This is a genomic window from Chelatococcus sp. YT9 (genome assembly GCF_018398315.1).
GTDB lineage: Bacteria > Pseudomonadota > Alphaproteobacteria > Rhizobiales > Beijerinckiaceae > Chelatococcus.
On record NZ_JAHBRW010000001.1, the window covers coordinates 643398 to 669223 of the forward strand.

Sequence of the window (25826 nt, forward strand, 5' to 3'; positions counted from 1 at the left end):
GCGCGGTAGGGCTATAGCGTACAATCGGCGGAAAATAGGATGGTTCTACATGCCGATGTCCAGCCCCCGGCCTCTGCCCAAGCCTAGACCGAGGGCAATGTCACGCCCGACGCCCATCCCTGAGTCGAATGAGATGCCGAGTTCACGCTTGCGGCTGGCAAGCAGGGATTCGAGTTGGGGGTCGCGTTGCAGGCCATCAACCATATTGCCCAGTTCAGCCCGTGCCGCCCTGTGGCCAGAATAATTCCCCGCCGCATAGTGTTGCTCGCTGGTCTGCTTGAGGTCCCGGAACCGCTCCACGAAACGATCGGCGCGCAGTTCGGGGTTCTGCCGCATCTCGGTTTCCTGTTGCAGGGCATGCCGTGCAGGCATAGCCCGCTCTGCATTGCCGGAGGCGACATCGGCAGCAAAGTCGGGGTTTCTCTTGTAGACAGCTTCCGCATCATGGGAACCGTGCGGGCGAAGTTCATCGAACCCGGCACGGGCCTCGTGCAACTCCTGCACCTGCTCGGGTGTGGCGGCGATATCCCGCTCTTGCGCCCTGAAGATCGCATCGACGGCACGGGCATGACGAACAAATGCCCGCCCACGGGCACGGCGCAACGCCTTCTCCGCGTCCTGCTCAGCTGACGTGGCTTCGCGGCCCGCGTCCTTCCCGACAGCCTCCCTTTCCGGCCCGGCTCCGGCCCTGGAGCCCGGCACGCCATCGCCGGGGGACCGCAAACCATCGATGATGTTCTCGATGCTGTCGCGGACATTCTCCGGTACGATTCTGCGCATGATCTGGGCGACACGGGCGCGGAAACTGATGCCGCGCCGCTCGGCATAGTCCTGCGCCGGGTCGATCTGCTGTTCGTAGTCGGTCGCCATGTCCTTGGCGCGGTCGCGCGACAGGGTGTCGATGAGCTTGTCCTGACTCGAAAAATCGTCGCTGCCGTAATGCAGGTCCATGCCGTCACGGTGGCGCGACAGGGCGACATAGCTGCCGTGGGCGTCCATGCCCGGCGTTGCCAGCACATGCGTCCGGTCCACCGTCATGCCTTGGGCCTTGTGGATGGTCGCGGCATAACCGTGGTCGATGCGGTCGTAGTCTTTCAGGTCAAACGAGATGTCGCGCCCGTCATCGGTGCGCACCGTCATGCTCTGCGCACTGACTACCTCGATGGTGCCGAGCGTTCCGTTCTTCACGCCAAGCCCGCGCTCGTTTTGCAGGAACATCACGCGATCCCCGGCGGCAAAGCTGCGTTCGCCGCGCTCGACTGTCACGCGCACATCCTCTCCAAGATCGCCAGCCGCCCGCATCCGGTCGCGCGCTGCCTCGTTGAGTTCGCGCACCTCGGCATTGGTATGGGTGAGGATGATGCGGCTGCTGTCCGGTGCCGCCTGCCGGTCACGGTCCCATCTGTCGATCAGATCGTCACGCGCCTGCTCGCGGGTCTGTGCTTCATGCACCATGTCGTGCGCGTCATAGGCGTGGATCGCATCTCGCGTCCTGCCGGTCGCAAGATCGCGCGTTGCATCCCGCTGCCAGTCCTCGCGCTGGCGGCGAACCTCGCCGATCTCCGCGCCGCCATGACGCTCATGGATCGAGCGGAAAGCCGCGCCCGCCTCAATGGATTGTAATTGCTGCGGATCGCCGACCAGCACGACCTTTGCGCCCGCTTCTTGCGCATGGGAGAGCACGCGCTCCATCTGCCGCGTGCCGACCATGCCCGCCTCGTCGATGACAAGAACGTCGCGGCTGGTCAGCATCTCGCGGCCTTGTTTCCAGCCATGTTCCATGCTGGCGATGGTGCGCGATGCAATACCCGATCCGCTTTCCAGATTTTCCGCCGCGATGCCGGACAGGGCAACGCCGCGAACCTCGTAGCCCGCTGCCTCCCATGCCTCGCGCGCGACGCCTAGCATGGCGCTCTTTCCGGTCCCGGCATAGCCGACGACAATGCCAAGGTTGCGCCCGTCCGTGACATGCGCCAGCGCCTCGGCCTGCTCGCTGGACAGGACAAAGCCGCGCTGTTCTGCGCGGGCAAGTGCTGCCTCTCTATCGGCTTCGTTCACCTCATGGCGCTCGCGCTCCGCCATCAATTCCGCAGCGCGGTGCAGGCGCTGTTCGGCCTCGATCATGTCGCGGGTGGTGAACCGATCCTCGCCGCGTCCGTCCTGCCCAAGCTCGACCAGATCGGGCGCACCGCGCATCGCGCCCATGACCTCGTTGAACTGCTCGATGCCGTCACTGTGCCGGTGCGCGAACATCGCCATGTCCCGGCGCGTGAAGGTCGATTGCTGATGCGTGATCGCGTCCAGCGCTACCGATGGATCGGCGATGATGCGCGCGCCATTGTTGCGGGCGATCTCGCGGTGCATGTCGGCGCGGTCTGCGGCCTCGATCCCTTCTCCCTCGATGCGCTGCGCCGGTGCGCCGATCTGGCTTTGCGGCTCAAGCCCGATGCCCTGCGCCTCAAGGCTGCGATGGTCGATGCGGGCGTCTATGTCGAGTTCGGCAAGCCGCTCGTTGACATGCTCGGCCCAGCGTTCGCGCCACCGCTCCACCATCTCGGTGCGGTTCCAATCCCGCACCTTCGGGCCGAAACCGTTCTCGTCCACGCTGCGCATGGTGAGCATGACATGGGCATGGGGCTTGGGGCTTCCGTCCTCTGCAAAATCCCAATGCACATTCAGATCGGCGATCATGCCCTGATCGACAAATTCGGCCTGCGCGAAGTCTCGGGCAAGCTCGATGCCCTGCGCCTGCGTCATCTCGCGCGGAATGGCGAACTCCACCTCGCGGGCAAGCTGGGCGTCCTTGCGTACCTCGAACGCCTCCACATCGTTCCAGAGCCGTTCGCGGTCGCTCCATGCCTCAGGTGCGTTCTCGGGCAACAGCACCTCGGAGTGGACGACGCCGCGCTTGGCGGAAAAGTCCTGCACGCGGTCGATGCGTTCGTCACGCAGTCGCGAGGCCGAGCGGTAGGCGGCGGATGCCACCGCACTCGACCCGGCCTTGCGGCCAATGACCTTGACGTGAAGATGATAGATCGCCATCGCGATCAAGCATTGGCACGGCCAAGCGCACGTCGGAACGACGTATAAGCGCGCCCTCCCTCGAAAAAATCTCGGGATGGACCGGCCCGTGCCAGACCGTCCCGGCAACATTACTGCGTTCAGCAGCCAGCACAACTATCCTTACTGCATCAACCACTTGCCACCGGGAAAGGGCATGAGAATGCGGAAACCGAGAGACTATGACGCGGAACTGAAAGCGCTTGAAAACAAGACACGGGAACTCAAAACCCGCAAGGTGCAGCAACTCGGCGAACTGGTCATCGCCACCGGGGCGGACAACCTCACCGCCGAGGAACTGGCGGGCGCGCTGGTCGCGCTGGCCGAAACCAAAGATGCCGCTAAGAGGGAGGCGTGGGCCAAGCGCGGTGCTGCGTTCTTTCATGGTCGGTCGCGGCGAACTGCATCAGCGCCTGATCGCAACACTGGCGGCGCTCCAACGCAACCGGGCAGCGCGCAACCGGCATCAGGCGCAACGGGCGCGGCATGATATGCGAAGCTGGCAGGTCGAACGCCGCAAGCGCACGCGGCATCTGATCGAACTCGGCGGCCTCGTCGTCAAGGCGGGCGTCGTGGACCTGACCAATGACGACCGCGCCATGATCTACGGCGCGCTGCTCTGGATGGCCGACAAGCTCAACAGCGAGGACGGGGAACGGGCACGGAAACTGTGGGTCGAAAAGGGGAAAGAGGCGTTTGCAGCGGAAGGGCCAGCAGGCGCCCATGACAGAACTCAACGGCAGTAGGATCAAGCATGACCCGATGGCGGGCGGCGCGGAGACCCCACATATCGCAGCGCTGCCCGCCATCGCGCGAATCAAGCCGCCTCTCCCCAGGAGCGCCAGGCAAGCTGATGATGGCGCGAAATCCGGCATAGCGATAGCAGTCAGGTTCAAGCCTTGTCTGAAGCCAATCCCGAAGTCTGCCGGAACAGGTCGATTAGGTGCGTCCGTGTAAGCAGGGTGCACTCCACACAGTGCTGAACACCAACAATTGGCCTGCCGCCGATCCCGATTTGGAAGACAGTTCATCAAACACCGCCTGCCATTCCTCTGGCACGAATGCGGCCTCGTAGATGCGGTCGATCAGAGTTGCATCTTCGGACATTGCCCCCCTGCCCGTCAGAGCGCTTGGGTTATTTTGATGAACCGTGCTCGATAGCGCAACGTTCTCCTCTATTGTAGAAGCTCCCTGGTTCGCGCCCTTCTTCACAAGCGCACGCAGGCTCATCATGTCGTCGGTCACCCACCGCTCAACCTTTTGGATAGTTTGCCACGAAATACACCAATTCGCTTTGACGTGATGTGGATGTCTTGTCGAAGATGTGGTGAAGGTGCGTTCGCGCCGTGGAGTTGGCGATACCAAGGGCGCGGGCAACGCCAACCGTGTTCAGGCCCTTGTAGATGTAGCGTAAGACTTCCGTCTCGGTCGTCGTCAGGCCGCATGCTTCACGAATGACGTCGATCTGGTCCTGCGGCTCCCTCGATCTACGAATGACGATTATTGCATTACGCTGGTAATCAGCATCCTCCGTCGAGGTTATGGGCAGGATCGAAATCGCCGGTTCCCCATCGACATGTGGAAGGTACATCTCGGCAGGAGATCCGGCGGCTATAAGCTGGCGAATGCGAGAGTCCCAATAGGCGCTGCCGGTCGTGAACCGGTCACAGGCTATATAGACACCGGTACACTCGACTTCCGGCGCCACACCCATTGCGACCACATGCAAGACATGATCAACGACCACTGCCGTTTCAATTTCGGTCGTATCTGTTGACTTTACTATCGATACCACTGAACCGGGAAAGTCGGTTCGTTCGAGTCTTTTTTCCAGATTCACCTGCCGCCCTTTCGTCTAGCGGCTGTGCCCCGTCCCAAGGTACAGCAGTGGATAACGGTGCGAGTATGTGCGAAGGAATTCGTCCGGACAGTCACCAAATGATAACTGTCCGGACGAATTCCTTCGCGGCTGTCGCATGCCGTCGGCACCGGCGTTCGCGATGGATCGCAGATCGAATTGTTGGAGAAGCGCGCCCGCGCTCAATCGTTGTCGATCGTGCGCCTTACTGCAACATAGGCAATGTGGCCGTCAATCCAGACGTCGCCTGCCACGGAAAGCCCCCGGTCGCCGATGTAACGACCGTGAAATATCTCGGTTTCTCCGTTCGCAGCACGCAGGACAACGCGTCCCACGCGCGCATTGAACTCGCCGGGGGCGCTCGCGCGTATCGAGTAGCTACCGGGCGGGCATGGGGCTTTCACACACATGATAGGGCTGTATTTGACACGAAAGCTGCCCGAAAAATCTGGCTCTTCGGCAGGGAATCCATCGGTACTGCCGGATATGCTCTTCGCGGTGCCTCCGCATGGCATCTTGATGCAAGTCGTCGCCGCCTCGGCCGGCGACATCAGCAGGAGCGGCAGGCCCGTGGTTGCCGAACTCATGACGATCACAGCTAGTGCGATGGAGAAACGGCTATCGGGCCTCGGGTCGGCCGAACGGGTCATCGGATTTATCCTCTCAGGTTTCAACGGTACATCGCGCCTTGTCTTCGATCGCCACATCCTGCGCCAGGAAAGACCTATTCGATCCGCCGACGCAGCGGGCCGTTGGAGATCTGATAGGTCTGATATGAGACATCACCGAAGCGTCGCACCCAGCGTTCTTCGCTTTCCTTGCCGAGTTTGGGAATTCCGAGCGCGGCGTCGGTCATTGTCTCCTGCCCGAGATTCCGGTCGATGACGACGACGAACAACGGCTCGTCCGTTGCCGGTCCCTGTCGCTGCTCCACGTCCCAGGGGAGGCCGCCGTCGCCGTCTTCGTTCGCGATGCCGGCTGCCATTGCCAGTTGCAGGGCGACATAGGCCGGCGTCTGGTCTTCGACCTGTTCGTCGCCGAACGGGGTCGGCGAGACGGCAGGATAGCCGGTCGAGGGTTCTCTGACAGGCTCAGCAAGTTGCACCCATTCCGCATGGTTATCGAGAAGGTCCAGATCGAGGCACCGGCGCGCGCGACAGTCGTCGCCGGCAGCCTCCGCATCGGGGATTTCACGCCTGCCTGCCGCGACGACCATGGCTGCGGCCTTCGAGCCCGGCTGGAAAGCGATGCGCCACCCGACATGCGGCCCGACGCCGAAGGTCTCCGGCTCCGCCGTGTTCCCGGCGCCATATGCCTCGATGGTCTCCTCTCGAATGGCCGGACCGAGATTGTAGCGCCGGACGTCGACCACCGAGAGCGTGGTTTCGCCAAGTTCGACCTCGCCGTATCGAAGCATATAGCGGACCCGTCCAAGCGGCGGTTCCTGCGCTTCCAGCAACAGCAGGGACTTCTCGACGGCGGATACGTCGGTGTCCTGGCGGGTCATGCCCTCGTCAGGGCCAAACAGGCTGTCAAGGGAAGCCATCACAGCGCCGGGATCGTGCGCAACGAAGCCATTGGCGGTGACGTAGGCAGTAGCGGCCTTTTCGACATCCGTCGTCTGTGCAACCGTCGGCGTGGTCGCGATCAGGGCAAGGACGACCACGCCGCCGCATACGCAATTCCAGCCGTGATCGCGGCGGCCCGCCAATGCGGATGAGTCAGGCATCACGGATACTCCTTTCCGCATTTGTGCGGGCGCCAGGTGTAACCACCTGACTGCAAAATGCTCTAGAGATGCTTCGCCGCGTCGACTGGCACCGCGGCGCCTTCCGATGCTTCGTAGAACGGAGGTAGTGTGGTCACACCCGCGATCCCAGCGAGCATGCCGCCCGGGAAAATCTCGACGATCGTGCGTAGGCCGTTGACCGCGCTGTTATAGAACCTGCGCGCGGCAGCAATGTTGTTCTCGACATCGCGATAGGCCTGCTGCGCCTCGATCATCGGGCCGCTCGAAGTGAGCTCGGGATAGTTCTCCGCAAGAGCGAATATGCGCGCCAGATCCGTGCTGATCTGGCCTTCCGTGCGAAACTTCTCTGCGATCTTGGCGAAATCGCGCTCGCCGACCTGCGGCATTGCCCGTGCGCGCAATTCGGTCAGTTCGTTGAGAAGGCCTTTCTCGTGATCGAGGAAGCGCTTGGCGATCGCCAGCACGTTCGGGATCAGATCATGGCGCTGCTGCAACTGTGCATCGATGCCGCCCAGCGCCTCACCAACCTTGTTGCGGCGGGCCACGATGACCGCATACCAGCCGTAGAGAACTGCCGCCAGGGCAGCAAGGATGATGAGCATCGTCGTCATATCCGGGCACCTTTCGTCATTTTGCGGGTTGCGCGCGTCTCGACCCGAAGCGCAGCGTCTGCGTCTCCAGTATTTTGTCGACAAGCGAGAACACATTGGCGAGATCGCCGAGCTGGTAGGCGAGCTGGGCCTCGGCGTCGTTGCGCGCCAGATCGTGCGGCTCGAAGAAATTCATCACGTTGCTCAGGTATGGGAACGTGACAAACAGACGGTCGCCTTCGGCAAAAACGCCCGGCGTCAGGAACATCTGGCCGTCAACCAGAACAAGAAGCCGTTCCATCGTCGCAGGCGTCAGAAGCGCGCGCGCGGACACCTCGTCATCACCGTGGACGATGTAGGTTTCATCGAAGAGCGGGTCTTCAAGGCCGATCCGGCGCAGGCCCGCCTTGCGCGGTTGGCCAGCGTCGACGGTTGGAAGGTTCTGGAGTACGACGGTGGTGCCTGCAAAGGGCGTATCGGCCTCGATCTCCACGAGCAGACCCCGGAACACGGTCTCTAGCGATTTCCCGCCTTTCGGCTTCCGGCGCCAGCCCTTCAGTTCCAGGTCGTCGATCCGCAGGCTGCGCCCATGATGCAACCCCGCGATGGTGTCGTCGGAACGGCGCTGATCTGGCTCGTGCGCCGGCAGAAGCCCTGTCTCGGCCAGGCGATCGAGCATCGGAGGCGGAGCCGAAGGCAGGTACTCGAAATCGCCGAAGCGCGACAGGAGCTTCGGCAGTACCGTCTTCTTGAAATCGCCAGCATAGCGGTTCGCTGCCGGCAGGCGATCCGCCAGCATACGGGCGCCGATCGGGCCAAAAAAGAAGACCACCGCCATCGGAATAAGGACCGAACCAGCGCCTCCCCTACCGCCATACCAGACCGCCACCGCCCCGAGAATGCCAAGCGCGATGCCCACCGGCACGTACAGCCGGCGCCTCTTGGTGATTTCCTCGGCGATCGTCTTTCGAACCGTCTCAAGTTCTCCCAGTGCCTCCCGGATTTCAGGTGTGGCAAGCGCAGCCGCGCGGGCCTCATCGGAAGCCAGCGTCCGTCCAAAGGCGCGATCCTCGGCAGTGATATTCTCCGCCACTCCCCGCGAAGCCTTCTGGCGAAAGCTCTTGTAGACGAAGAAGCCTATCGCGCCGACGATCGCAAACGGCGCCAGGCTCATGATCACCGACAGGATGGCGAAGAAGACGAACCCGGCGGTGGGGAAGCTGCCCGTCGAGGTCATCACCATCGACAGTGTCATCACCGCGCCGACCCCGAGAAAGATCAGCGGCCCCAAATGCACCGCATTCAGCACCCGGCGCAGAAAACGTTGTCGTTCGACCGCGGATATCCTCGCATTCGGTGAGTCCGTGTCGGGCTGCTCGTTCCTGTGTTCCGCCATACTTTCCGTCCAGGCATCGGCTGACGATCGAACGGTAAAGATACGAACGAGGACGGCAGCACCGCATCGTTCATTTGAAGGATTTGGTGCGACTGTTTCTCTGAAACGATGCAATCCGGCTTCCGACGCAAAAGCTGTGGCATCGAAGAGAGAGGTTATGGGGTCGCGGCAAAGGGCGCGCTTCGAAGTTTCGCAGGATCTGCTGATCCTGTCCCGCAACGCGGCCGCCGCCAGATTGATCGCGGAACGTTCACAACTCTTCGAGATTGACGGGTATCTCGCGGCCGTGGATACGATGACGACGCGCGCTATCCGCCGACTGGTCGCAGACGTCTGTTTTCGTATCGACGGCACACCCGGTCGGGGCGGCAAGCTGACCCTTCCGTCGAAGGAGGGTTCGGTGCCGCTAAGGGTCGTCGTCGTGCCCGCCGGCCGCCGCACGACCGAACGCAAGGCCATCGTCAGGATCGAACAGGCTGCCGTGGTGGCGACGACGGATGAGGATGTATCGGCGCTGTTCGATCACTACCGTCTCAGCAGACGCGAGGCTCAGGTCGCTTCGTGCATCGGCAACGGCCATTCGGTGTTCGAGATCGCTCGGCACTTCGGGATCAACGTGACCACGGTCCGTACCCATCTGTCGAAAGTATTTCGCAAGACCGGCTGCCATCGACAGAGCCAGCTTGCCGCGCTGGTCAACGGGCTGTTGCTACCAGATCGTTGAAACGCCGTGCCAGGCCACTTCTCATCAAACGCATCTGGAGCGTGTGGCGAAGCTCGATCATCTCCTTCAATCGAAGGAGGCAGTGCCACTCAAATGAACGCATAGTCCCGGTTATGCCAATGGATGGAAATCGAGGTGCATCATGCGATCGACCGCAATACGACTGTGGATGACTGGTGCTGCCATCGCAATGCTGGCCGGATGCGTTGTGGTCGAGCCTGAAGGTGGTCCCGCGCCAGGCTCCGGCGCGCAGGGTCCTGCGCCCAGTCAAGGTCCTGCGTCCAGTCAAGTCATGTGCACCATGAATTACAGGCCGGTTTGCGGCCAGATCGATAATCTCCTTCCGAAGACCTACAGCAATTCATGTGTGGCCAGCAATGCCGGCGCCACCATCATCAATAATGGCGAATGCAAACCGACATTCAGCGTCATAGGCAGAAGGGGGCCTCTGAAACCGAGGCCGGGCTACAAACGTCTGAAGGGTTTCGAGGAATGACGCGCGACAAACATTTCGCGTGACGGAAAAAGGACGATTTCCGAGAAGTGTGGCGCGTGCATTGGCCTGGCCCCGCGAGACAGAGCCGGGTTCGAACCGCTCCGGCCTCCCTTTCTGCCGATCATCCTTCATTTGAACGATGCGGAACGGTTGCGACGCTGCCAGGCTGAGGTCGACGAACACTGGAGGGACGAACATTGGAGGCGCGCATGATTGCCCGACCCGCAATTGTTCTTGCACTCTTGTTTGCGGGCGTTGCATCGGCGCCGGCGCAGACGATCACCGGCGACTGGCTTACTAGCAGGGACAACACGGTACGCGTATCTTCCTCCAACGGACGGTATGTCGGCACCTTCACCTCCGGTCCCAACTCTGGGAAAATGGCCATGGCTGTCCTGAGCACCGCGCCTGGCCAATATTCAGGCAAGCTGTTCAACCACCAGGGCGGCACAGGACCGATGGACGTCAAGGCCAACATCCGGTCGGGTCAACTCAATCTTGTGGCTTGCACCAGCTTTGACGACGGCTATGCCTGCCTGACCGTCGAGACGTGGCGGCGAGCATTGCAACGGCCACCGCAGCTCGCCCCCGCGATCAGGGACGAGATACGCAAACCAATGCCGCGACCGGTCATTCGGCAGCCTGACATTCGTTTGCAAAGGACACCCTGATGACACGCGGGCTGACCCCGGTCGATCGTCCCGATACCCTCTGGCGCCCTGGCGTCGTCGCGGCGACGGCTGGCCTGGCATTCTGGGCGCTCTCCGTTCCCGCGTCGGCCCAGTCGATCAGCGGAGAATGGATCGATGTCGAAGACCAGATCGTGCAGGTCTCGAAGTCCGGGACCGAGTATCTAGGACACTACCGTACCGGACCGGACAACGGAAAACTGGCGTTGCAAGTTCGCCCGTCCGGGACAGGCGGCTATCAGGGCCAGAGCTATGTATATGATGACGGACCGAGGGTCAGCCATGTTTCCGTCAGGATCGGCGGCGGGGGCCTCGAACTGACGAGTTGCATCGGTCCCGACCACAGGAGGCCTCGATGTAGGACGGAAACGTGGCGGCGACAGCTGCGGCGGCCGCCGCAACTCGCTCCTGCGATCAGGGACGAGATACGCAAACCAATGCCGCGTCCGGCCATCCGCCAGCCCGACATGCGCCTGCAGAGGACACCTTGATGATACGGGGGATGATACGTGGATTGCAGTTGATCGATCGCCTGGGCGCCATGATAGGCCGCCGGCATACGGCTGCCGCGATCGCCGGCTGGGCGATGGTGTTGCTCTCCACCTCCGCCATGGCCCAATCGATCAATGGACGATGGATCGATGAGGAAAACCATACCATCGAGGTCTCGGAGTCCGATCCGCAGTACGGCGGATATCGCGGATATTATTCTACGGGACCACATAGTGGAAAACTGGCGCTGCAGGTCCGCCCGTTTGGCACACATGGCTATAAGGGTGTGCGAACTCTCTATCCTGCCCGGGGCGGAACCTTCTCACGTGCCGTTGGTACTGTCTTCGCGCAGGGCGGGAACCGCCTGGAACTGAGGAACTGCATCAGCAATCCATGTCACCTGGAGACCTGGCGGCGTCCGACGGTGCAAGCCGTCGACAGGAAAGCGATAGTCCCAATCGACCCGAACAGCAAGATGAGACTTCCGGGATCGAAGCATGGGTGCACGGTCTATCTTGATCCGAACGGAAGCGGGCAACGGTGGGATGCTTTCGTCACCATTCCGCGCGCCATCGCGACGAAGCGGACGTACAAAAAGCTGTACAACGCCGCCAGCGCATGGGACCGTCGCATTTCTTCCCTGAAATGCGAGGCCAGTTCCCGGGTCGATTGTTACATCGCGATCTACAGCGGTGCGAACCGGAGCGGCGACAACGCGATGCTGTACGGGCGCATGGGTCTGGTGAACCTCGTGCAATATGGCTGGGACGACCGGATCCGATCCCTCGAAGTCTTCTGCAGCCGGAAATGAAGTCGGCCGTCATGAATATTGGCACCCGGTTCATACTGGCGCGGGCGATACCCGGTTCGATTTTATGACGGGGTCGTTCTCATGGAGCTGAAAGGGAAATTGGCGGGCGTTGCAGCCGTGCTTTTTCTGGCAACCGCGGCAATGGCAGCCGAAACAGGGCCGGTCGGCGCGGACGAGCCGCCACTGGTGGTCAGCTACCGCACTGTCGATTGTGACGGACCGCCATGCCTCCCGATTCGGAATGCGTCGCGTCCGCCGGATTTTCGGGGGACGTTCAGGCTCTATCAGCACGTCGTCATGTGCCTACAGTCCTGCGGTCGTCGCCCCTACGGCTCCTTCCAGATCTCTGCCGAGGGTTTTGCCAAGAGCGCGAAGACAGTCGTTCTGCATGGCGAGCGCCGCAAGCATGATACCCCGCACTATTACACTCACCGCGTCCGGGCCGGCGAGATCCCCGGCACCGTTACGTTGGAAGGCGATTGCTGGTTCGATGAGAAATCGGGGAGGTTGGAAATCCTGGTCAGGGCGGGCGTCCCGCGGAAATGGGAATCCCGCATGGTCGATAAATGATTCTGGGACCGCTCGAACTCGTCAGTCGTCCGTGCCTGCTGTCCTCGACAATACTGAAATGGCACTCTGATCGCTCAGCCGCCGTCGCCGTCCTGCCCAACGCGCTCCATCCGGAAGCCCATCGGCGAAAAGGTATCGTCGTCCACGCGCGTATAGGTGGTCGTGGTGCTGGCCGTCATGCCGTCGCCGGTGGTTTCCATCCTCACTTCGCAGCTTCCTGCATCCGTGCCTGACATCGCGGTCCAGGTTCCGGAGACATCCTGCTCGCTCCAGTCGGCGTCCTGGGAGCGATAGCGATTGATGGTCCTGAACGATCCGTCGGCGCCAAACGTGTATGCGTTGTCGACTTCGCTTTTCGTCCCGAACATCTCGACTTCCCCACGACCGGTCCAAGCTCCCGTCAGGAACGCCGCGCAGTCCAGATCGCCGGCACCGGCCGTCCTGCCGACACCGAGAACCGCGATAATGGACAGGGCGGCAATATGTGCTTTCATCGTGCATCTCCAATCGAGGAGCATTCTGACCGGCCTCGCCAAGCGAGGGCATCATTCGATTGAATGACGACGGTGCGAATTCGTCAGGCGATGCTCCGCCTATGTCAAAGCTACGTCTCGCTGTTCCGTTTTCAACTTCCGGCCCCCTGGCAGGCATGTTGGCCGTCTGCACGGCCCTGACCGTCACGGTCGCACCTTCGGCTGCAGGAAAGGCTGCGACGCGGTGCGCCTGCCAGTCTGCCGTCTTGTGCGGCGCCGACGAATGCCACCCCGCCGACGACGGCTACTGCACCAACTCCTTCATCGCGTTCGCGACAGACCCCCCGGAAATCAACTTCTGCATCGGAGAAGACTGCATGGCCGGGCCTGCCGCGCTCCTGCGGCCGCGCGAGGAAGAAGTCTGGCTGCATGGCAGCTTCGGGCATACCGCCGCGCCGGACCAGAACCCGACCTCAGTGACGTTTCTGCTCGACCGGACAACCGGGATCGGCCTGATCCAGGCCTCCGACGAACAGGGCGTCGATCAGGTCTCGCTGATCTGCGACCTCGGAGACAAGAAATGACCCGCCACCCGTCGCGGAGCATGGGCCTTCGACGTGCCGGGAGCCTCCCTGCTTGCTGCCGCCGCCCTGTGGGCGCCGATGGCGGCCGCGGCCGCGGTCGAGGACATGATCGTCGAGGAGATCGCATGCCTGCGGGCACCTGATCCGACATCCGTTCTGCTCAGCCTTTCTGACGAAGGCCGCATACGCATCGGGGATCAGGTCATGGCGGACAGCTTTTCGTGCTGGGCGTTCGCCGAGCCTTTGACCATAGGTTCGATGGACTTCAGCCATGTGTGTGCTTCGCATGAGGATCCCGAGACCGTCGAACAATACCCGGCTCTCTATTTTCGTGGACCGGGCACATCGCCTGGCACCAGCCTTGGCCTGGTCACCGGACTGCCATCCGGGATGGTCGCGCGCTGGGCTTCCGAATGGCTGCCCGCAGAGGCCGGCGAATACATCGTCGAGCCGATCGCGATGATAGAGGGCGGGACGGAGATTTCCTGCAATAGTCTTTATCGCAACGGCGCGCCTTAAAGCCTCGACCGCGATGCAGACATGTCTGCGCCATTCGTCAGGCGGGCGACTGCTCTCTTTCAGCCGACATGCGCGATTGGCTGGAATTCGAGCTGGCTTGGTCTCCGGAGTGATCGATCGCAAATCCTCCGACGTTTGGCCTGCTTCCAGAGCCGATTCACCGTCTGTCCTTCAAATGAATGATGCGGAATGGGCTTTCTCATCGCATGCTCGTTCTATCGAAACAGAGATTGGGGTCGTCCGCCATGATTTCGTTCCGCCGTTTCAGCGTGTGGTTGGCCCTCGGCCTGGCAATCTGCGCCACCAACCCGGCTCACGCCCTCGAGTTGAAGAAATACAATGCAAAGCAATTCAAGCAGCTGGCGGATCAGCCTGCGTTCAACAGGGGTAGACTTGTCGGGCTGATGTCAGGTTGCAGCTTCTACGAGCATGCCAATGCCGCCGGAAAACATTGGCGACGAGTAACCACTACGCAGACGGAGTGGCAGGGAGATCAGGTCCATATCGGCAAGGCAAACTTTCCCGCGGACGCCGATGGCAGAATCTCGTCGGTCAAATGCGATTGGGAGCCCAGGAAGGAGGAATGCGGTGCGCTGGTCTTCACGGGTTCCAATCAAACCGGGAACAGCACATATATCCTGGGCTCGTCCGGAATCGTGAATTTGACAGGCGCCTACAACGACGCGCTCGCGTCGGCGACGATCATTTGCGACCTAGATTGAACCTTCCGCATCGAATCCCGCCGACGTCAGGGTCGGGGGCACTTTCGCCCACCGTCATCAAGATAGCACACACGATGTGCAAGCGGCGAGCGCCTTCGTCGCCAGTGCCGGGACGACGCTGAAGAGGCGGTTCGATGCAATCGGCGCCGGAAACCCGGCAACAGGCCGGCGGCACGATCGCTTCCGGCCGGAGCGACGACTGTGGAGGTAAGGATGGGAAAGTTGCTTGCTCTCTTTCTGTTCGCATTCGGCTGCACGGCCGCAGGCGGCGCCATGGCAAGAATGCTCCAACCCTATCATGCACCCCACATGTGTCTCGATTTTGTGGGCGGCAAGGGCCACTTGCGGAACTGCAATTCGCAAGATTCCCAGGATTTCAAGTTCCCGACCGGCGGCGGGACAGGCCCGATTCAGGTTGCAGGAGCCTGTGTCGCGATGGCCGGGGAAGGTCAACCGCTGATTGGTGCAAACTGCCGTTCAATGTCAGAACAGCAGTGGGTTCTAAACGCCGAGACCCATACGCTGCGCAATCCGTCTTCGGGTCTGTGTATCGATGTCCGTGGCGAAGGCAGGGAAACCGGAGCTGAGGTGATCGCCTACCGCTGCACCGGTGCAGCCAACCAGCGCTGGAAGCTCACTCAAATTCGTGTCGCGCCGCCGCAGCTCGTTACCCTGAGACCGCTTCACGCAGAGAGCCTTTGCGTTGACTTGGAAGGCGGCGGGTCACGTATCCTGTTGTGGCGGTGTCACGGACAGAGCAATCAGAAATTCCAGCTTCCACAGGGAGTGCGGGAAGGACCTATCCGCATCGAGGGCAGCAAGTGTCTGGGCACCGGTTCGGGCCGTAACGTGGCCGCAAACGCGGTGTTTTGCCATCAAGGCAATCCGATCTGGTTCGCAGACGGGACGGGCCAGATCAGGAACAAGAGGTTCGGCACCTGCCTGACAGTTCCCAATCGCTCGCAGCGAGTTGGGACCGTCCTTGTTCTCGACGCCTGCAACCAGGGCGCCCACCAGGTCTTCATCCGGAAGTAGCCATCGCGCAAGAATCGGAGAATGCCATGAAAGAGATTATGACACGCGCAGCGATCGCTGCGATGCTAGCCGCCATGTCAGCGCTACCAGTTCAGGCGCGGGAGTCATGGAGCAACCATGTCCACATGGCGCGCCTGGATTTGAACGGCACTTACGGCTGCACTTTCTACAACGCGCCAAACGGCAGTGGCGCGCGCTGGCGTATCGACGGAAAACTGAACCAGACCTATGAGGGCAAGCCGTTCTTCTCAAAACGTGTGGGTCACATGCCACCCGGACTGCTTCCCACGTCGCTTCAATGTGACGACAATAAATGGGTGCGGTGTCAAATTATTGTTCACAGTCAGGCCTTGTATCAAGGCCAGACAGGCATCTTCCACGGACGGCAAGGGCTGGTGAACCTCGCCGGCAATGGCTGGCCCAGAGGCCAGGTAAAATCTTTCGACATCCGTTGCCAGCCCGCGCCGGCATCCGCCGCCGACAATGCCAAGACCAGGCTCAAGTTGAAGAGATCGATCCCAACTGCAGGATGGAAATAGCGGGTACAATGCACGGTCGCATCACCTAGCTGGCCCCCAACGCCGACGCCCAGTGGCGGAAGGTCAGGGAACAGCTTCTGAACCTCCCTGAGTACAGGATAGGTGGAAAGCCATGAGATCTCTTGCCTGGGGCGCGTTTATCGGCGGAAGCATCGCTTCGTTGCTGATCCCGCCGATCATGGCCGACGCACGCGATGGCTCTCCCAAACCGGCTCGCTTCGCCATGCCGTTCGAACTGGTCGACAGTGCGGGTCAGGTCGTTTTCAAGGTCGAAGAGACTGCAAACGGCCCGATCCTGAAGATGACGAGCGGCAGCAAATCCATCCATCTTGGGATGAATGCCGGGGGATCGGCCCTGCAACTGAGTTCCGGTTCGGATGTCGCCTCGGCTGCGGCGGGAAGCAACGCCAGCATCTTCAGGTCTAAGGTTGGCAACGTACTGACCACGCTCGGTACAGAGGAAGCGGATACCGGCATGCAGATTGATGTCGGTGAAATGGAACAAGTCCATATCGGGATAAAGCCAACGAAGAATGCCGCCGCTCGCGTGTTCAAACCGGACGGGAGCATAGCCGTGCAGCTTGGATCAAACCCGGCAGCGCAGGGTAACGGCACCCTTTATGTCTATGGCGCAAACGGAGAACCAGCCGCTCATATCGAGGCGAAGGAAGACGGGGGATACCTCGGCATTTCAAATGGAAGCCAGCCGCTGGCCAGTCTTTCTCCGGGTCGGGATGGCAGCGCTGGAAAGATCGGTATTTTTACACCTGACGGCAACCAGGTTTTTGCAGCGGGAGCCGTTGGAGGGCGCGGGGTGGCCTGCGCGTATGGAAACAACAGGCAGCAGTGTCTCAATCCATGATGTCAGCGTTGCCAGCGGGGAACCGGGCGGATTACTTCTGAAACCTCAACAGCCCTGTGCAACAGATTGGCGCGCGGCACACTGGTTCTGCCGATGGCCGTCTGGCCCGCGCCGCAACGCGGATCGGATCCGCCATCTACTGAGAAAATGCCTCAATTGCTGATCATACACCAGGACTGAAGACTCGCCCCCGTCCTGTTCAAACACCGGCCTCATTAAAGTGAATGATGCCGTGGCGTTGCGAAAGAGCGAAGGCCACCATCGCGCGGCAACGCCGCGCAATGCATCTTAAGGCGGGCAGAAATCAAGGCCGAGAGATACAATATCTGCCGGCAGGTTGATCCCTGTCGGTCTGTGGTCATGTGCGCGGACTTGTCATTCACCGGTCAAAAGTTGTTCCAACCCTATCATATGAGAAGTGCCACCCGGTGGCCTTGCCGGTAATTTTCCGCCGATCGGGACGACTCGCGCGCTATGCGGGCTTGGAGAAAGGCGGGCCGGCATGGCGAGTATCAGGGAAACGACGAGGAACAGGCACGACGCGAAGATCGATCGGCCGACACACCGGAGGCTGCTGTGCGCAGCAGCGCTGATGGGCTCGACCGCGCTTGCAACATTGCCGGGCACCGCGCTGGCAGCCTGCGTCAACACCGGCGGATCGGACTATCTCTGTTCGGGCGCCGAAACAGCGGGGCAGGTCGTCAATGACGACAACGCCGCGGTTACGACCGCAGCGGACTTCAGTGTCGATAGCGATATTGCCACCGCGCTCACGATTACCGGAAACGGCGCCATCAGCTATCAGGACGCGAACGGCTCGAGCCTGTCCGGCGCCCCGGAGGGGCTCCATGTCGAATCGACCGGCGACGCGGGCGCTACGGCCGGAAGCGTCACGGTGGAGACGGGCGGTGCCATCTATGGTTCCGACACCGGCATGTTCATCGGGAACGACGGCTCGGGCGCAACGCAGATCACATCCACCGGACAGGTGACGGGTCTCAACAACAGCGGCATCACGGCGATAAATAGGGCCGCTGCCACCGATCTGGCCGTCGAGGCGGCGACCGTATACGGTCGCAGTTTCGGGATAGACGCCTTCAATTCCGGCACCGGCGCCACCACGATCACGGTGACCGGTACCGTCCATTCCGGCCTGGGTGTCGGAATCAATGCCAACAACGGTCTGACGGCCACCGATCTGACAATCGAAGCGATGCAGGCGAGCGGCGCGGCGTCGGGAATCGTCGCGAACAATTCCGGCAGGGGCGCGACCAGCATTACCGTGAACGCCACGGTGGATGGATACGACAACTACGGCATCTTGGCCTACAACGGCACGACCACGACCGCGAACCTTGCCGGCGACGGCCTTGTAATCGATGTCCAGACGGTCACGGGGGGCACCTACGGGATCACCGCCGCCAATTCCGGCGCGGGCGCGACGCGCATCATGGCTGCCAGCGCCTGGGCCGGCGATGTCGGCATCTACGCCACCAACGCCGTCGTCGATGCCGCCGCGTTCGCGGCTGATCCCAACACGGCGGCCTTGGCGGCCAACGCCAACGCCACCGATCTCATCATCGAGACCGGAATCGGGACGGTCGAGGCGGGCATCCTTGGCATCCAGGCGCTGAATTACGGCACCGGGGCGACCGTCATTACCGCCGCCAACACGATAAGCGGAGAAGACGAGGGTGGCATAGCCGCAATTAATACGGCGACCGCCACCGATCTCACAATCGACGTCGTGGATGTCAACGGCCGCCACTACGGCATCATTGTCGACAATCGCGGCACCGGCGCGACCAGCCTCAGCGCCAGCGGGACGATCACCGCCAGCGGCGACGGCTTGCTCGTCTTCAACGACACGACCACGACCGCGAACCTTGCCGGCGACGGCCTTGTGATCGACGTGCAGGAGGTTTCGAGCGACAATCTGGGCATCGCCGCCGCCAATTCCGGGGCCGGCGCGACGCGCATCGTGGCGGGCGATATCTCGACCTCCGGCGCAGCGGGTATTCTCGTGACCAACGCCGTCGTGGACGGAGACGATTTCCTCTCGTCTCCGCTACCGGCGCTGGACGCGGCGGCCGGCAACGCGAACGCCACCGACCTCATCGTCGAAGTCGGCAATGCCAGCGCCGCCAGTTACGGCATCTATGCCCTCAATCACGGCACCGGGGCAACCAGCATCACGGCCAGCGGCGCGGTGGACGCCATCAATGAACTCAGCTTCGGCATTCATGCCCAAAACGAAGAAACCGCCGCCGACCTGACGGTCGAGGCGGTGGATATCAGCGCCGGACTCATCGGCATCAACGCCGTGAACGCTGGCACGGGCGCGACAAATATCGCCACCACCGGCGCGGTGCAGGCCGCGCGAGCCGACGGCGTCGGCATTTATGCCGAGAACGAAGGAACCGCTACCGACCTGACGATCGAGGCGGTGGATGTCGGCGGCGGACTGGCCGGCATCCAGGCCGTGAACGATAGTGCCAATGGCGTCTTCGGTGCGACCAGCATCACTGCCACGGGGATGGTCGAGGGCTATTTCGGCATTATCGCCGAGCACGCGGGAAGTGCCACCGTCCTGACCATCGAGGCAGCGGATGTCAGCGGCGACATCTTCGGTATCGCTGCCGCGAACAACGGCAGGGGTGCGACCAACATCATCACCACCGGCGCGGTGCAGGCCTTGAGCGGCACCGGTATTTACGCCCGGAACGAGGGAATCGCCACCCATCTGACCATAGAGGCGGGCGTCGTCAGTTCGGGAGGCTTCGGCATCGTGGCCCAGAACGAGGGCATCGGCGACACCCTTATCGCCGCGACCGGCACGGTCGGGGGCGGCCATGGCGGGATTGCCGCCTTCAACGGCGTGAACGCCGACGACCTGACGGTCGAGGCCGCCGATGTCAGCGGCAGCCTATACGGCATCGCCGCCGCCAATACCGGCGAAGGCGCGACCCGCATCGTCGCTGGCGACGTCACGGCGTCCGGCGAGGACGGCATCGGCATTATCGCAACCAACGCCCTCGTGGACGGAGACGATTTTCTGATCGACCCGCTTTCGGCGACCGATCCGGGCGCCGCCAATGCCACAGCCACCGATCTCGTCATTGAGGCGGAGAACGTCAGCGGCGGCTTTGGCGGCATCTTTGCGTTCAACGCTGGCACGGGCGCGACCAGCGTCACCACAACGGGCATGATAGAGGGTGGCTCCGGCGGCATCTCCGTCTATAATGGGGAGACCACTACCGACCTGACCATTGACGTGGCTGATGTCGGCGGCACGATTATGGGCATCTCCTCCCTGAACTTGGGCACGGGCGCGACCAGAATCACCGCCACGGGCGCGGTCGAGGGCGGCATCGCCGCCGTGAACGAGGGCACCGCCACCGATCTGACCATCGAGACAACCGACGTCAGCGGCGATACCTATGGCATCTATGCCCTGAATGGCGGCACGGGCGTGACCAGCGTCGCCAGCAGCGGTTTGGTCGAGGCCGAGGGATTGGCCATCCTTGCCGGCTCGACGACGGGCAATGCTGTCAATGTGCACAATCTCGCCGGCGGCACGCTGCGCAATGCGTCCGGTTCCTCGTCGGATGCGGCGGTTATGGCACTGGGCGGCGCGGTGACGTTGATCAACGATGCCGATATTGTCGGCACGGTATCGCTCGCCGGCACGGTGACGCGCTTCGAGAACAACGGTGCCTGGAACAGCGCTGGCGGCACCAGCACGTTCGGCGGCGCTGCCGGCAGCGAACTGGTCAACGCCGTGGGGGCGACCGTCATCGGCGGTATCGATGGGGCGTTGGCGGAGACCACCATGCTGGCCGACCTGCCCCTGTTCACGACACACGGCGCCGTGACACTCATTGATGGTGGCGCGGGCGACGTGATCAACGTGGACGGTGCGGCGGATTTCCATGCCGGGTCCGCGCTTTCCGTCGATGTCGGCGGGATCGGTGGAGCGGATCGTTTCCTGGCAACCGGTACCGTCGACCTTGATGGCACGGCCTTGAACGTCAACAGCGTCGGCGTGCTCGGTTATGGCATGCGCCACAATGTGCTGACTGCGGAAAGCGGGCTGACAGGCACCTTCGACACCATAACCGGCCTGCCCGCACCGACGGCCTTCCTCGTCGTGGAAGAAGGCTATGACGCAAACAATGCCTGGCTCGAATCGATCAAGTATCGCGATTTCGCCGATGCCGGTGCGACCCCGAACCAGATTGCCACCGGCCAGGGACTCGATACAATTCCACCCGGCAGTGCCTTGTTCACTGCCGTGGCGAACCTGCCGACAGATGCTGCCGCACAGCATGCCTTCGATCAGCTTTCGGGGGAGATCCACGCGTCCGCGCAAACGGCGCTGATCGAGGATAGCCGATTCGTGCGCAATGCCGCCAATGACCGTATCCGCGCAGCCTTTGGCGATGCTCGGGCTTCGGTGACTCCGGTTCTGGCCTATGGCCCGGGGGACACGCCCATGGTGGTTGCCGCCGATCATGCCGGGCCTGTGTTCTGGAGCCATGGCTTCGGGTCCTGGGGCTCGACGGACAGCGACGGCAATGCGGCAGGTCTCGACCGCAACACCGGCGGCCTGCTGATCGGCGCGGACGGGCTCGTCGGCGAATGGCGTCTTGGTCTTCTGGCAGGCTACAGCCATTCGAGCTTCGATGCCGATGACCGTGCGTCATCGGGCTCGAGCAACAACTACCATCTCGGCCTTTATGGCGGCACGGAATGGGGCAATCTCGCTTTCCGCACCGGTGCGGCCTACACTTGGCACGATATCGACACCAACCGCACGGCGGCTTTCCCCGGCTTTGCAGACAGCCTCTCGGCCGACTACAATGCCGGCACCTTCCAGGCTTTCGGCGAGTTGGGCTACGGCCTCGCGTTGAGCAGCGCTACCCGCTTCGAGCCCTTCGCCAATCTCGCCCATGTCAGCCTGCGCACCGACAGCTTTACCGAACAGGGTGGACCGGCGGCACTGTCGGTAGACGGCGGTACGACGAGCATGACGTTCACCACGCTCGGTATCAGGGGCGAGCACACTGTCGCGCTCGGCACGGTCGATGCCACCCTGCGCGGCATGATCGGCTGGCGGCATGCCTTTGGCGATACGACGCCGGAGAGCGTACATGCCTTCTCGGGTGGCGACGCCTTCACCATTGCGGGTGTGCCCATCGCCCAGGACAGCGCGGTCATCGAGGCTGGTCTTGACCTCAACCTGACGCCCGAAGCGACTTTGGGTTTCTCCTATTCCGGCCAGATCGCCTCCGATGCCTCCGATCATGGTTTCAGGGCGAGCCTTGCCGTGAGGTTCTGATAGGTATCTGCGAGCAGAGGGAGCAAGCGAATGGTTGAAGGATGGTCTGCCGATAAACCTCGAAAGCCGCCGCCGCTCTTCGGCGTGGAGGGAAACGACGCGATCGATGCGAAGACGTTGGAACATGAGATCAAGGCGGCCGCCGCCTCGATCCGATCCGTACTCGACGAGAACGGGGCCAAGGGTGCCGTTCCGTTCAACTTCGGGATCGCCACGGCGCTCTACGGCATGTGGGTCAAGGATGGTCAGGAAAGCCAGTATACGACCCATCTGCAGACCTTCGACCAGTTTGGAAGTGTCGTCCAGGACTATGAAGCGCAGGGGTTCGCCCCGATAGATTTCATGGGCTCGGGCCGGATGTTCGAACCGTGGACTGTGCTGGTCGCCCCCAAACCGCGTGCCGGTTACTACGTATTGTCGACGACCAACGCCGACGATTTCTGCAAGAAGGACACAGAACTTTTCGAGTCAGGGTTCCGCATCGTCTCGTTCAATTATCGGCATGGCAGAAGCTTCAATGCGACTTGGCGGGGCGGCGGCGGCGGAGCTCAGTGGATTCACTGGGATATGAGCTATTTCGATTTGCTGAGTTGGAATGCGCATTACCGCTCGGAGGGGCTGCGCATTGCGGCCATCGATCGCTACGGCAATGGCGGTGCGCTCTATGCCGCCGTGTGGCAGCCGGGCGACGGAGAGCAGATTATCGAAGCCCCAGGCGGTCAGAATATCTATTTCGGCCAGCCGGCGCGGCTGAACGTCTATCGCTATCGAAACCGGGGTCTGCACGTAAGGGCCATGGGCCATAACGGCTATCCGATCGTCGTCTTCCGCCCGACTGACAGCCAGGCCGCTCCGGAATGGTTCGCCTCCTCACCATCCAACTTCAAAGCCAGGAACGACTGGATGCGGGAGCAGGGCTTTCGTCTGGACACCGTGGGCCATGCATCGTGGCAGTTCGGCTAGCATCGGTGCGCGGAGTATTGGCGATACGGCGGCTCGTTCTGGCACTTGGGCTGTTTCTGGCATGGGTGCCGGGCACCAGCATCTCGCGCGGGCAGGACGGGACACCGCTTCTTCCAGGCGGCGCGTCATCCTTGCAGGAAACCTATGGCGACTGGCGTGTCGCCTGCGTGGTACGTGAGACCGAAAGGCTGTGCAGCTTGTCTCAGCAGCACAGCCAGCAGAACGGCCAACGCGTCCTCGCAATCGAAATCGTCCCATCGGCAGAGAATGCGGCCAACGGCACCCTCGCCCTTCCGTTCGGGCTTCATCTTTCGGCGGGCGTGACACTGACTGTCGACGATCAACCGATCGGCGGCGCATTGCCGTTCTCGACATGCTTGCCTGCCGGCTGTCTTGTGCCGCTGGCGTTGGACAGCCAGACGATCGAGCGGGCAAACGCGGGAAGCAGACTCGCCATCGGCGCAACCGCAAGCAACACCGGCGCACCAATGTCGTTCACTCTGTCACTCGAAGGCTTTGCGGCGGCGATGGCCAGAACCCGGGAGCTGTTGCAGTAGAACTTGGATGACGTTGCGCTATCGAACAATGTTCATCAAAATAACCCAAGCGCTCTGACGGGCAGGAGAGGCAATGTCCGAAGATGCAACTCTGACTGATCGTATCTATGAGGCCGCGTTCGTACCCGAACTCTGGCCCGATGTCCTTGAAGGCATTGCAGCGATTTCGGGTTCGGTTTCCGGCTCCATCCTTGTCTTCGATAATCCCGATCTGCCACCTCGCTACAAGACTACCGCATTGACAGAGGCCTCACTTCAGGCCTTCGTCACGACAGACCAGTGGCAACAAAGTCGGCGTATTCCGTTTTATTTTCCTGAGCTTTTGACGGGACGATATGCGCGCTTCTTCTACGTGCACGATCTGTTGGCGCCAGAGCAGATCAGCAAAGACTCGGTCGAGAAGGCGCTTCAGCAATTGGCTCTTGGTGAACAGATCACTACCATAATTCCCATGCCCACACGGGAAGTCGTGAGCTACACGTTCGAACGTCGAGTCGGTGAGGGACGCCATGAGGCTGAGGCGATCGCTCTGTTAGACCAGATCAGGCCACACGCAGCACGTGCTGGAATGATATCCGCGCGGCTGGGACTGGAACGCGCTCAGGCGACGGTGTCTACGCTCGAAGCCTTGGGCATTCCGGCAGCCGTGCTGACCCGTACAGGGAAAGTTCGGGCGACCAATGGCCTGCTGGACTCTGTCAATGACATTGTTCTTCCTATCGCTTTTGGCGGATTGGCAATCGCTTCGGCACCTGCGAACAAGTTGTTTCAGGACGCTATCGTGCGAGCCCTCGACCATGTGGACGAATTCGTGTGGTCGATTCCGGTTCCAGCACGCGATGATCAGCCGGCGCGGGTTGTGCATGTCCTCCCTCTGTTGCGGACCGCGCGGGACCTGTTGTTCGGAGCGGACATTCTCGTTGCGATCACGAAGATGCACCCGGGCAATCTCGTTCCATCTTCCCCCATACTGATGGGTCTGTTCGATCTCACGCCGTCCGAAGCCCGCATCGCAGCCGCCTTGGCCTCGGGCAAATCCTTGCGGCAAGCCGCATCCGAGATGGGTCTGAGTTTCGGGTCAGCGCGCACATATCTGGCGCACATCTTCACCAAGACCGGAACCAACCAACAAAGCCAGCTCGTCTCTCTGCTCAAGTCGTCACAACCGATAGCTCCCCTCTAGATCACTTTCCAGCCCGGATAACGGGCCTTCAATTCCTCTTCCGTCCCTAGTTCCCTGAGGAAATCGGTGAAGCTCGGCGCGACATAGCCGACATTATTCCAGCCGTAATTGGCGTGCTTGCCGAAAACCTGCTTTCGCACATAGGGCAGATACAACACGTTGCCGAAGCTCTCCGGGCGAAGATCGATCAGCACGGCAGACTGGTTGTCGCCAGTCAGCGGCAGCAGATCACGCGAGACACGCGGGCTGACGCCCTGGAAGTCCGGATGAGGGTAGCAAAATCTCCTCACCACCCCGAAGGTCAACTTCGCATCGAGAACCGGGGTGAAATGCATATGAATTTCGTTACGCTTGGGAAACTTGCAGGGGAAATAGCCTGCTCCTATCGACTGCACGATGCCGATGGTTGAATATTTCAGCAGGAACTCCTTGTAGTCTTCCGGCAGGCTTCTGCCCATGATCTCTTCCAGAGCAGCGACATCTTCCTCGGAGCTCTCCTGGAAATAGACAGGACCTCCCGCCCTACGGAGTTCCCACATCGCGAAGACTTTCGGGTTTAACGTCTGCAGATCCATGGTCTCTCGCAAGTTAATTCCATTCAGGGTACGAGCT

27 protein-coding genes are annotated in these 25826 nt (G+C 61.7%); 18 read left to right on the top strand and 9 right to left on the bottom strand.

Features of this window, described 5'->3' with window-relative positions; all coding sequences use genetic code 11:
- Positions 1 to 45 precede the first annotated feature (45 nt).
- Positions 46 to 3042, bottom strand: a complete 2997-nt coding sequence (traA, locus tag KIO76_RS02865; RefSeq protein WP_213321370.1) for a Ti-type conjugative transfer relaxase TraA — start codon at positions 3040 to 3042, stop codon at positions 46 to 48.
- 181 nt (positions 3043 to 3223) lie between these two features.
- Between traA and KIO76_RS02870 the strand changes: the two genes are divergently transcribed.
- On the top strand, positions 3224 to 3550 hold the full coding sequence (locus tag KIO76_RS02870) for a conjugal transfer protein TraD (RefSeq protein WP_213324979.1): 327 nt from the start codon (positions 3224 to 3226) through the stop codon (positions 3548 to 3550).
- A gap of 1 nt (position 3551) precedes the next feature.
- A complete protein-coding gene (locus tag KIO76_RS02875) occupies positions 3552 to 3806 on the top strand; it encodes a conjugal transfer protein TraD (protein WP_213321371.1) in 255 nt (84 codons plus the stop codon).
- 193 nt (positions 3807 to 3999) lie between these two features.
- Here KIO76_RS02875 and KIO76_RS02880 read toward each other — a convergent pair whose 3' ends face one another.
- From KIO76_RS02880 to KIO76_RS02905, 6 genes are all read right to left on the bottom strand, one after another.
- Positions 4000 to 4305, bottom strand: a complete 306-nt coding sequence (locus tag KIO76_RS02880) for a hypothetical protein (protein WP_213321372.1) — start codon at positions 4303 to 4305, stop codon at positions 4000 to 4002.
- Between the two features lie 7 nt (positions 4306 to 4312).
- A complete protein-coding gene (locus KIO76_RS02885; RefSeq protein ID WP_213321373.1) occupies positions 4313 to 4900 on the bottom strand; it encodes a helix-turn-helix transcriptional regulator in 588 nt (195 codons plus the stop codon).
- A gap of 200 nt (positions 4901 to 5100) precedes the next feature.
- Positions 5101 to 5568 (bottom strand): hypothetical protein, encoded by a 468-nt coding sequence (locus KIO76_RS02890; RefSeq protein WP_213321374.1) that lies wholly within the window; start codon positions 5566 to 5568, stop codon positions 5101 to 5103.
- Between the two features lie 74 nt (positions 5569 to 5642).
- On the bottom strand, positions 5643 to 6647 hold the full coding sequence (locus tag KIO76_RS02895) for a hypothetical protein (protein ID WP_213321375.1): 1005 nt from the start codon (positions 6645 to 6647) through the stop codon (positions 5643 to 5645).
- Between the two features lie 62 nt (positions 6648 to 6709).
- Entirely contained in the window at positions 6710 to 7279 is a 570-nt protein-coding gene (locus KIO76_RS02900; protein WP_213321376.1) for a LemA family protein, read from the bottom strand.
- 16 nt (positions 7280 to 7295) lie between these two features.
- Positions 7296 to 8654, bottom strand: a complete 1359-nt coding sequence (locus KIO76_RS02905; protein ID WP_213321377.1) for a DUF3137 domain-containing protein — start codon at positions 8652 to 8654, stop codon at positions 7296 to 7298.
- A 157-nt stretch (positions 8655 to 8811) separates the two neighbouring features.
- On the opposite strand from KIO76_RS02905, the gene KIO76_RS02910 reads away from it, so the two are divergent.
- From KIO76_RS02910 to KIO76_RS02935, 6 genes are all read left to right on the top strand, one after another.
- Positions 8812 to 9378, top strand: coding sequence for a helix-turn-helix transcriptional regulator (locus KIO76_RS02910; RefSeq protein ID WP_213321378.1), 567 nt, complete (start codon positions 8812 to 8814; stop codon positions 9376 to 9378).
- A gap of 292 nt (positions 9379 to 9670) precedes the next feature.
- Entirely contained in the window at positions 9671 to 9874 is a 204-nt protein-coding gene (locus tag KIO76_RS31710; protein WP_502761871.1) for a Kazal-type serine protease inhibitor family protein, read from the top strand.
- Positions 9875 to 10083: 209 nt separating this feature from the next.
- Positions 10084 to 10545 (top strand): DUF2147 domain-containing protein, encoded by a 462-nt coding sequence (locus tag KIO76_RS02920; RefSeq protein ID WP_213321380.1) that lies wholly within the window; start codon positions 10084 to 10086, stop codon positions 10543 to 10545.
- Positions 10545 to 11054, top strand: coding sequence for a DUF2147 domain-containing protein (locus tag KIO76_RS02925; RefSeq protein ID WP_213321381.1), 510 nt, complete (start codon positions 10545 to 10547; stop codon positions 11052 to 11054). Before KIO76_RS02920 ends, KIO76_RS02925 begins: the two co-directional genes overlap by 1 nt.
- Positions 11055 to 11149: 95 nt before the next feature.
- Complete coding sequence (locus KIO76_RS02930; RefSeq protein ID WP_213321382.1) at positions 11150 to 11866, top strand: hypothetical protein; 717 nt, start codon at positions 11150 to 11152, stop codon at positions 11864 to 11866.
- 99 nt (positions 11867 to 11965) lie between these two features.
- On the top strand, positions 11966 to 12436 hold the full coding sequence (locus tag KIO76_RS02935; RefSeq protein ID WP_213321383.1) for a hypothetical protein: 471 nt from the start codon (positions 11966 to 11968) through the stop codon (positions 12434 to 12436).
- A gap of 74 nt (positions 12437 to 12510) precedes the next feature.
- Here KIO76_RS02935 and KIO76_RS02940 read toward each other — a convergent pair whose 3' ends face one another.
- Positions 12511 to 12930: a hypothetical protein gene (locus KIO76_RS02940; RefSeq protein ID WP_213321384.1), complete on the bottom strand. Its 420-nt coding sequence runs from the start codon at positions 12928 to 12930 to the stop codon at positions 12511 to 12513.
- A gap of 101 nt (positions 12931 to 13031) precedes the next feature.
- Between KIO76_RS02940 and KIO76_RS02945 the strand changes: the two genes are divergently transcribed.
- The 10 genes from KIO76_RS02945 to KIO76_RS02990 all read left to right on the top strand — a co-directional run bounded on the left by KIO76_RS02945 (position 13032) and on the right by KIO76_RS02990 (position 25214).
- Positions 13032 to 13493: a hypothetical protein gene (locus KIO76_RS02945; protein WP_213321385.1), complete on the top strand. Its 462-nt coding sequence runs from the start codon at positions 13032 to 13034 to the stop codon at positions 13491 to 13493.
- Between the two features lie 33 nt (positions 13494 to 13526).
- Positions 13527 to 14012, top strand: coding sequence for a hypothetical protein (locus tag KIO76_RS02950; RefSeq protein WP_213321386.1), 486 nt, complete (start codon positions 13527 to 13529; stop codon positions 14010 to 14012).
- Between the two features lie 245 nt (positions 14013 to 14257).
- On the top strand, positions 14258 to 14734 hold the full coding sequence (locus KIO76_RS02955) for a hypothetical protein (protein WP_213321387.1): 477 nt from the start codon (positions 14258 to 14260) through the stop codon (positions 14732 to 14734).
- 213 nt (positions 14735 to 14947) lie between these two features.
- On the top strand, positions 14948 to 15769 hold the full coding sequence (locus KIO76_RS02960) for an RICIN domain-containing protein (RefSeq protein ID WP_213321388.1): 822 nt from the start codon (positions 14948 to 14950) through the stop codon (positions 15767 to 15769).
- Between the two features lie 26 nt (positions 15770 to 15795).
- On the top strand, positions 15796 to 16308 hold the full coding sequence (locus tag KIO76_RS02965; protein WP_213321389.1) for a hypothetical protein: 513 nt from the start codon (positions 15796 to 15798) through the stop codon (positions 16306 to 16308).
- A 178-nt stretch (positions 16309 to 16486) separates the two neighbouring features.
- Positions 16487 to 17170: a hypothetical protein gene (locus tag KIO76_RS02970; RefSeq protein ID WP_213321390.1), complete on the top strand. Its 684-nt coding sequence runs from the start codon at positions 16487 to 16489 to the stop codon at positions 17168 to 17170.
- 502 nt (positions 17171 to 17672) lie between these two features.
- On the top strand, positions 17673 to 22511 hold the full coding sequence (locus tag KIO76_RS30850; RefSeq protein ID WP_249729457.1) for an autotransporter domain-containing protein: 4839 nt from the start codon (positions 17673 to 17675) through the stop codon (positions 22509 to 22511).
- A gap of 30 nt (positions 22512 to 22541) precedes the next feature.
- Positions 22542 to 23474, top strand: a complete 933-nt coding sequence (locus tag KIO76_RS02980; protein ID WP_213321391.1) for a hypothetical protein — start codon at positions 22542 to 22544, stop codon at positions 23472 to 23474.
- A gap of 5 nt (positions 23475 to 23479) precedes the next feature.
- Entirely contained in the window at positions 23480 to 24031 is a 552-nt protein-coding gene (locus KIO76_RS02985; protein WP_213321392.1) for an invasion associated locus B family protein, read from the top strand.
- 73 nt (positions 24032 to 24104) lie between these two features.
- A complete protein-coding gene (locus KIO76_RS02990) occupies positions 24105 to 25214 on the top strand; it encodes a helix-turn-helix transcriptional regulator (RefSeq protein ID WP_213321393.1) in 1110 nt (369 codons plus the stop codon).
- Here KIO76_RS02990 and KIO76_RS02995 read toward each other — a convergent pair.
- On the bottom strand, positions 25211 to 25789 hold the full coding sequence (locus tag KIO76_RS02995; protein WP_213321394.1) for an SMI1/KNR4 family protein: 579 nt from the start codon (positions 25787 to 25789) through the stop codon (positions 25211 to 25213). The two genes, KIO76_RS02990 and KIO76_RS02995, sit on opposite strands and share 4 nt — an antisense overlap.
- Between the last annotated feature and the right edge of the window lie 37 nt (positions 25790 to 25826).